Origin of the sequence: Proteiniclasticum sediminis, from assembly GCF_018128025.1 — a bacterium.
In the GTDB taxonomy this organism is placed as follows: Bacteria; Bacillota; Clostridia; order Clostridiales; family Clostridiaceae; genus Proteiniclasticum; species Proteiniclasticum sediminis.
This window is the reverse complement of sequence record NZ_JAGSCS010000006.1, coordinates 1-7500: the sequence shown is the minus strand read 5'-3', so window position 1 is coordinate 7500 and position 7500 is coordinate 1. Positions and strand designations below refer to the sequence as shown.

General features: G+C 40.6%; 8 protein-coding genes and 1 pseudogene (1 of these 9 only partly in view). All 9 read left to right on the top strand.

Annotation, left to right across the window (positions count from 1 at the left end):
- Window positions 1–152: the end of a heavy metal translocating P-type ATPase gene (locus KCG48_RS06005; RefSeq protein ID WP_211800561.1), read on the top strand. 1972 nt of this gene lie to the left of the window's left edge; 152 of the gene's 2124 nt are visible here — the last part of the coding sequence; its start codon lies off the left edge, out of view; its stop codon occupies window positions 150–152.
- A 257-nt stretch (window positions 153–409) separates the two neighbouring features.
- The gene (locus tag KCG48_RS06000) at window positions 410–634 is read left to right on the top strand and encodes a helix-turn-helix domain-containing protein (RefSeq protein WP_211800560.1); all 225 of its coding nucleotides are present in this window, start codon (window positions 410–412) and stop codon (window positions 632–634) included.
- Window positions 635–649: 15 nt separating this feature from the next.
- Entirely contained in the window at window positions 650–1330 is a 681-nt protein-coding gene (locus tag KCG48_RS05995) for a hypothetical protein (protein ID WP_211800559.1), read from the top strand.
- Window positions 1331–1357: 27 nt separating this feature from the next.
- A complete protein-coding gene (locus KCG48_RS05990; protein WP_211800558.1) occupies window positions 1358–2353 on the top strand; it encodes a hypothetical protein in 996 nt (331 codons plus the stop codon).
- Window positions 2354–2646: 293 nt separating this feature from the next.
- A pseudogene (locus tag KCG48_RS05985) lies at window positions 2647–4194 on the top strand (recombinase family protein).
- A gap of 164 nt (window positions 4195–4358) precedes the next feature.
- Window positions 4359–4691 carry a hypothetical protein gene (locus tag KCG48_RS05980; RefSeq protein WP_211800557.1) on the top strand — a complete coding sequence of 111 codons (333 nt, stop codon included), beginning with the start codon at window positions 4359–4361 and terminating at the stop codon, window positions 4689–4691.
- A 146-nt stretch (window positions 4692–4837) separates the two neighbouring features.
- The gene (locus tag KCG48_RS05975; protein WP_211800556.1) at window positions 4838–5800 is read left to right on the top strand and encodes an ABC transporter ATP-binding protein; all 963 of its coding nucleotides are present in this window, start codon (window positions 4838–4840) and stop codon (window positions 5798–5800) included.
- Window positions 5793–6602 carry an ABC transporter permease gene (locus KCG48_RS05970; protein WP_211800555.1) on the top strand — a complete coding sequence of 270 codons (810 nt, stop codon included), beginning with the start codon at window positions 5793–5795 and terminating at the stop codon, window positions 6600–6602. The genes KCG48_RS05975 and KCG48_RS05970 overlap by 8 nt, the downstream gene beginning before the upstream one ends.
- Before the next feature lie 287 nt (window positions 6603–6889).
- On the top strand, window positions 6890–7408 hold the full coding sequence (locus KCG48_RS05965; protein ID WP_211800554.1) for a zeta toxin family protein: 519 nt from the start codon (window positions 6890–6892) through the stop codon (window positions 7406–7408).
- The last annotated feature ends 92 nt before the right edge of the window (window positions 7409–7500 follow it).

Genomic DNA, 7500 nt, shown 5'->3' with positions numbered 1-7500 from the left:
CAGGCTACAATTTTATCGCGATTCCAATTGCTGCTGGCCTCCTTGCTCCTATCGGCATTACCTTGGGTCCGGCCTTCGGCGCCGTCCTCATGTCCTTATCGACCGTTATTGTTGCGATCAATGCAATGCTTTTGAGATTAGACCCGAAATAAAACGAAGCAGGAACAAAAAAACACTGGCTGGTGTGCTGTACAAGGATATACGTACACCCACGGATTTCCGAGAAAAAACAGGACTCCATCATTTTAATCTGGACCTGATTTCAAGGACAATATCGGATAGTAATTCTTAACACAATTTTACCCGCAGCTCTTTTTATTGAGTTGCGGGTTTTCAATTTGTAAACATTCAATTGTTATTTGAAACCAAATGGTTTACAATATTTCTATTGAGGCATGGAGGTACTATAATGAAAACCTCGGACATGATACGACAGCTATGTGAACAAAAGAATATCAGTGTCTCCGAATTGGCTAGACGCTTAGGTCAGTCGCCACAGAATTTTGGAAAGAAGCTGAAACGTGAAACCATAACCTTAGAAGAGCTTAAGGCCATAGCAGATGTGATGGATGTTAAGTTTGAACAGTCTTTCATTCTATCTGATGGCAAGGAAATAAAGACTGGAAGCGAGTAAAGGAGGCGGCCCAATATGATGAGTAGCCCGGAAGTATACTATGAAGAGCATCTTAAAGGTAAAACGAAAGAACAGATTATGACCGTTATACGTGGTCTTAAACAAGAAATAGGTCATCTTAAGAATACGATGGAAAGCCCGGACTATAGCAAAGCGCTTATTATGCATCCGAGCGAAGATACGCGCCTCCACTGGAATTGTGAATACTTGGAGCGAGCCAAGCAAGCTTATGCTGAAGCCGGTGGTACTTATACCTTATCTAAATTAGAAGAAAAAGTTGCTGACTTTGATGCAAATATAGATGCCATCTCAAAGATTACTTTCAGCATTGGCGGTTTCTTTGGCGGCTACCGTAGTTATGTTGTAGAACTATCAGATGGATTGAAGGCCTATACAAAATTATGGGAAGACGAAGAACCACTCGCTCTGATGGATGTTGATAAAGAAGAACCCTTCACAAGAGACACTTTCATGGCTGCTCTTATGGATCTTCATATTGGTGAATGGCGCAGACGGTATTCAACTCAGCGCTTCGGATATACGGTGTGTGATGGTACACAGTGGGAGCTGGAATTTGAATATAGCAATGGACATAAACCGGTAAGAATCGATGGTGACAACTCCTACCCGTATAACTTCAATAAGTTCCAGATGTTATTTGGCATTGACGAAACTGAGGAGGACGAGGATGAGTAAAATTGATTGCGTGAAGGAGGTTCAAATTTGGATACAAACAAATTAAAAGCTTTATCATATGATGAGCTGCGCGCTTTGTATAGGAACTTCCTACATAGCCAAGACATTTCAAAATTAACAATCGATACTGCTTATAGTGACACCTTCTACCTTTGGAGAAAAGGCAGCAAAGAACTTTTCTGGAATACAGTGACGAATACTGATTTTGAAAATGTGGCAAAGAGTGAACTAACAAAGGCTTTTTCTGAGAACTCGACCGGAAACGTTAAATCGCTTGCGAGTAGTTATTTGTCTCATCTGAGAAGATTCCGTTTATTATTAGCTTCTGATGCAACTGCAGATCTGACTGCGCCTAAGCAGGAAAAGACAGCAAGACCTACGCATATACGCAAGAAGAAAGTAAGCGTTATCGTCCCCGATCCATCAAGCGATCAGGTTGAGCTTTATCTAAAAAAATGGGATGGCCTTGAGAACTACCGACTTCAGGAGGATGCACTTAATAAACTGTTCTTCGAGCTATGCCCGAAGAATAAAGACATAACTGATGTTCTTTTGAAAGCTTCAACACTTAACAACTTTTATAGCACAAACATTTTTTCAATCTATCCAGTAGCAACGCATATCTGCGCTCTGGATATTGATGCGAGACTAAAAGCCGGTGATGTTACCCTGGTTGGAGATATCCAGTATGTAACAATCGGTGAGACATTGAAGAATTTTTACTCCTTTGCCACAAAATATTGTAGCCATCACAATCCGATCGACTATCCAATTTATGATAGCTACGTGGATGAGGTGCTTCGCTATTTTAGAAAGCGTGATGGCTTTTCAGATTTTCAAGATGTTGATTTGAAGGACTACGCAAAATTCAAAAACATTCTGATTGAATTCCGTGCCTTCTATGGCTTGGAAAAACATAAACTTAAGCAAATCGACCAGTATGTTTGGCAGCTTGGGAAAGACTACTTCCCGAAGAATTATGGAAAGAAAAAGCAAGTCAGCAAACAGGAGGTAATGCTTTGATATGTTCTCACGAACAGACAAAACCTTTGATATGTTCCCGCATACCTCGAAAACGTAAAAAAGGTCGTCGACCTGTTCCCACTAACATAAGGTACGAGAATTGGCAACTGACATCATAAACCTGGACTCGGGCCACGTTGAGACGGTAGTATTGATGTCAAGAGTAGAAAAGTAAAAGTGTAGAAACGTTAGTAAATAAGCACTTGCCGTGATTTGAGATCTGGTCTAAGCCAGGAGGATAATCACGGTTTTTTATGTGAGAAATAAATTGTAATAAGATGAGAAAGGCATAACTGAAATCTATCCAGTTCGAAAAAAGGGTGGGAAGTACAGCTGCAAATGAAAAAGTAAAGAAACTGCGTGTTGCTGGCTATTGCAGAGTTTCTACAGAAACGGAAGAGCAGAACTCCAGCTATGAGATACAGGTAGCTCATTACACAGATTTCATAAAGAAAAATACTGAATGAGAGTTTGCAGGCATATTTGCAGATGACGGCATTTCAGGCACGAACACGAAAAAACGAGAAGAGTTCAACCGCATGATTGATGAGTGCATGGAGGGGAACATCGATCTAGTTATTACAAAGTCCATCAGTCGATTTGCCCGTAACACTTTGGATTGCCTAAAATATATTAGGCAACTCAAGGATAAGAACATATCCGTATTTTTCGAGAAAGAGAACATCAATACAATGGATACCAAGGGGGAGGTTCTTCTGACCATAATGGCATCCCTCGCACAGCAAGAAAGCCAATCGCTTAGCCAAAACGTGAAGCTTGGACTTCAATACCGATATCAGCAAGGGAAAGTCCAGGTCAACCATAATCGCTTTATGGGGTACACGAAAGATGAAGAAGGCAACCTGATCATAGTTCCAGAAGAAGCTGACATTATTAAGCGCATTTACAGAGAATACTTTGAGGGGAAAAGCCTAGCTGGCATTGGTCGGGGTCTTGAGAAGGACGGTATTTTAACAGCTGCAGGAAAACCAAAGTGGCGACCAGAAACTATAAAAAAGATTCTGATGAATGAAAAATATATCGGGGATGCCCTTCTACAGAAGACTTTTACGGTGGATTTCCTTACAAAAAAGAGGGTCAAGAATGAAGGCCATGTCCCACAGTATTATGTTGAAAACAGCCATGAGGCAATCATACCAAAGGAACTATTTTTACAGGCTCAGGAAGAACTTCATCGCAGGAATAATATTTACACCGGAGCAGATAAAAACAAAAGACTTTATAGCAGTAAATATGCTTTGAGCACCATAACCTTCTGCGGAGATTGCGGGGACATTTACAGACGGGTGTATTGGAATATACGCGGTAGAAAAGAGTTTGTATGGCGATGCGTTACGAGAATCGAGCAAGGTCCTGAAACGTGTAAGAACCGCACGGTAAAAGAAGGAGATTTATATGATGCGGTTATGACTGCCATTAATAGACTCCTTGCCGGTGGAGATAAAATGATAAGAACACTAGAAGAAAACATACATGCGATAATTGGTGACACCACAGAATATAAGATTTCAGAAATTAACAAACTACTAGAGGAAAAGCAGAAAGAAGTAATCAGCCTTGCCAACAAGGGAAAAGATTACGAATTCCTAGCTAATGAGATTGATAAGCTCCGTGAAGAGCGACAGAGCCTTCTTGTGGAAGATGCATCCTTAAGTGGTGAGAATGAGTGGATTAATGAGCTGATTGAAATTATCCGTAAGAACAAATATCGTACCCTGCTGTATGACGACACGCTTGTAAGGAAGCTCATCCAAAGCGTCACTGTGTATGAAGAGCATTTTGTGATAAGCTTTAAATCCGGTATAGAAATTGAAGTATGATAATGAATTTAAATAGCCCATGACTCAATGGTAGAGTTGTGGGTATTTTTATGATTTAAATTGTGGAAATATTAGAAAAATAGTTGTGATAATGAATATTATGATTTAGTGTGATATTAAGAGTGTCAGTGATAATAATAATTATTATGAGAGGAGTTAATATTATGGGAAAGTATACTGATGATGATATTAGAAACAGCAAAAAGATTACATTGAAGATAGCAGGTGACTACCTTCGGATTTCGCCTAATGCAGTTGGTATTGGTATGCGAAACAATCTGCTTCCGATCGGTATTGCTATTCATAATGAGGACAAGGATCGTAGATTTAGTGAAATCTGGTCATACAACATCGTGGCAGAAAGATTGATCGCTTATAATCACGGAACTATCTCAGAAATCCATGTCCAGAACATTGAGAAAGCGTTAGATAAAATTGTTGAAGAATTCTCAAGTCTAAAGCAAATCCAGCTTGCTTTAAGGGTTCACAAAGTATAATACAAAATCAGCTTTTGATGGGAATGAATAATCTCTGTAGAACAATGGAATTAAGGGTTGACAAATCCAGCTTAAGTAAGTAAGGTATCGGTATACCCCCACCCCCATGGGGGAGGGGTAAAGAAAGACTGATAAAGGAGAAAATGATGACAGAAATAATTTTAAGTACAGAAAATCTTAAAAAGAGCTTCGTCATGTCAAAGACGAGGAAAGTGGAAGCAGTCAAAGGAATAAGCTTCGATGTGAAAAGAGGAGAGGTGTTCGGATTCCTGGGACCCAACGGAGCGGGAAAAAGCACTACAATCAGTATGGTGACAACCCAGTTGAAACCTACATCAGGAAATATTTTTATAGATGGAAAATCAATCCTGGAGAGCCCTGCCATGGCACGTCGGAAAATTGGCGTGGTCGCCCAGCATAATAATCTGGATAGGGGACTGACGGCAAGAGAAAATCTGATTTATCATGCCAAATACTTTGGGATAGACGATAAAACGGCGAATAAAAGGGCAGATGAATATCTCGAGAAGTTTGGTCTCACGGATCGTCAGAATGATTATGTGAAAAGTTATTCAGGCGGCATGGCACAACGTCTGAAGATAGCCCGTGCAATCATGCATAACCCTGAAATCCTGTTCCTGGATGAGCCAACGACAGGCCTGGACCCAAGTTACAGAGCCATCTTGTGGGAACAGATGCTGGCGCTGAACAAAACAGGAACCACGATATTCCTTACGACGCACTATATGGAAGAGCCGGAGCAGCTCGCTGACCGGATCGCCATCGTTGACCAGGGTGAACTAAAAGCGATAGGAACGGTAGATGAGTTGAAAGCCCTGATTCCAAGCAAGAATATCATTTCAATTAAACTCGCCAGACTTGATCCAAAATTTGTGGACCAGGCCAAGGCTTTGCCTGAAGTGAAGAACGCCACGATAACGAATGATGTCCTGCTTCTGTATATGAAGGAGAACAAGCCTGATTTCAATCGGATTCTGGAGTGGGTCAATAAACTGGATTCCCCTTTGCAGAATATAAGCTTGAGTGCCAGTTCACTAGACGATGTCTTCGTACATCTTACTGGAAAAGGAAGTGTAAAAAATGATTAAAACAAATGAGACCAATAGGAATACGAATTGGATAGCCTTCAAGACGATGGTCAAAAGAGACTTGGTCATCCAGGTCAGGAACAAGTGGGAGTTCGTCTTCCGTGTAGCCATGCTGCCTTTCGTCCTCATCCTTCTATATGGCTATATCCTGCCAAGGGTAGGAATTGTCTCACCAGACTTCCCTAACCAGATGTTCCCAGGTATGGTAGGGATGAGTATCTTGGTCACAGGAATCCATGGTACAGCAGTTCCTTTGACGATGGACTTCAATATGTCCAGAGAAATAGAGGATCGGCTGCAGGCACCGGTTAATGTCCGGGTCGTGGCTTTTGCGAAGATGTTTGTAGGGGTTTTGGAATCCTGGATAGGTGGGCTAATTGTGCTGCCTGTCTCCCTGTTATTCATGGGAAGCTCCTTAGACCTGACAATCACCCCTCAGAGCATGCTGATGCTTATCCCGATACTGGTTATTGCAGCAATCAGTTCAGCAACGCTTGGCCTTTTGGTTGGAACAATCATCAAACCCAGTCAGATTGCGGCGATGTTTCCAGGTTTCCTTATGCCCATGGTTTTCACAGGAGCAATATTCTTTTCCTGGAATGCACTAAGTGCGACACCAATCATCCAGAAGTTGGTTCTTATCAATCCCCTGCTATACGTCAACGAAGCTTTGAGGACAGTCCTGACCCCAGAGATTACACACATGCCTCTGGTTTATAGTATCTCCGGCATTCTCATCAGCATCCTGATTATGGGGTATTTCGGAGCAAAAAGGTTCATTAGAATGGCTAAAGGGAAATAATGACTTTCGTTAGTATTCGAGAACATATTCACGAGAGGCGTAGCAATCTGATATCAACCCTGACTGGTCAAGTCACGTTGAATGTGTTGTTAGCCTGATTCGAAAATAAGCATTCAACTGGAGATAAGTATATTTGATATCAAAGTAAATAATGAACGTGCAGTGCAGTTCCGAAAATGGGCAGGACAGGCTGTTTATGTCTGACTATGACAGATATTTACTTGAGTTGGAAGAGAAAGTGAGAGAAGAGTAAACGGGAAATTTGAATTTTACAGCGAGGTTAGATTATGATTATTTTGATAGCAGGAGCTTCACATACAGGCAAAACAGCATTGTCACAGAAGCTGCTTGAAAAATATAAATATCCATATTTTTCAATAGACCATTTGAAGATGGGTTTAATAAGAAGTGGCAACACGGAACTTACCCCAACAAGTGATGATTCAGATTTAACAGCATATTTGTGGGCGATTGTTCGTGAAATGATTAAGACAGCAATAGAAAATAAGCAGAATTTGATTGTGGAAGGCTGTTATATTCCATTTGATTGGGCGAAAGATTTTGAAAAAGAGTATCTTGATAGTATCAAATATTATTGTCTTGTAATGAGTGAGGATTATATTAGAAATAATTTTGCAGATATAAAAAGCTATGCAAGTATAATCGAAAGTCGTTTTGATGATTGTTGTACTTTTGAGTCAGTGATAGAAGATAATAGGCAGGTCTTGGAACACGCCATCGCACACGAAGTTAATTATATACTTATTGATGACGAGTACAAAATAGATATTGATTTAGAGAGATAAATTTCAATTCCACAGACATATTCCCACAAACGACTCAATCACAAAAAGGCTATGGACTTGTTCCCGTAAACGGTAAAATAGCAAGGACATTG

Bases quoted from the DNA above. Each gene is read 5' to 3' on its own strand.
- KCG48_RS05980 (WP_211800557.1), top strand. From the start codon at position 4,359: ATGGGAAAGTATACTGATGATGATATTAGAAACAGCAAAAAGATTACA.
- KCG48_RS05975 (WP_211800556.1), top strand. From the start codon at position 4,838: ATGACAGAAATAATTTTAAGTACAGAAAATCTTAAAAAGAGCTTCGTC.
- KCG48_RS06000 (WP_211800560.1), top strand. From the start codon at position 410: ATGAAAACCTCGGACATGATACGACAGCTATGTGAACAAAAGAATATC.
- KCG48_RS05965 (WP_211800554.1), top strand. From the start codon at position 6,890: ATGATTATTTTGATAGCAGGAGCTTCACATACAGGCAAAACAGCATTG.
- KCG48_RS05995 (WP_211800559.1), top strand. From the start codon at position 650: ATGATGAGTAGCCCGGAAGTATACTATGAAGAGCATCTTAAAGGTAAA.
- KCG48_RS05970 (WP_211800555.1), top strand. From the start codon at position 5,793: ATGATTAAAACAAATGAGACCAATAGGAATACGAATTGGATAGCCTTC.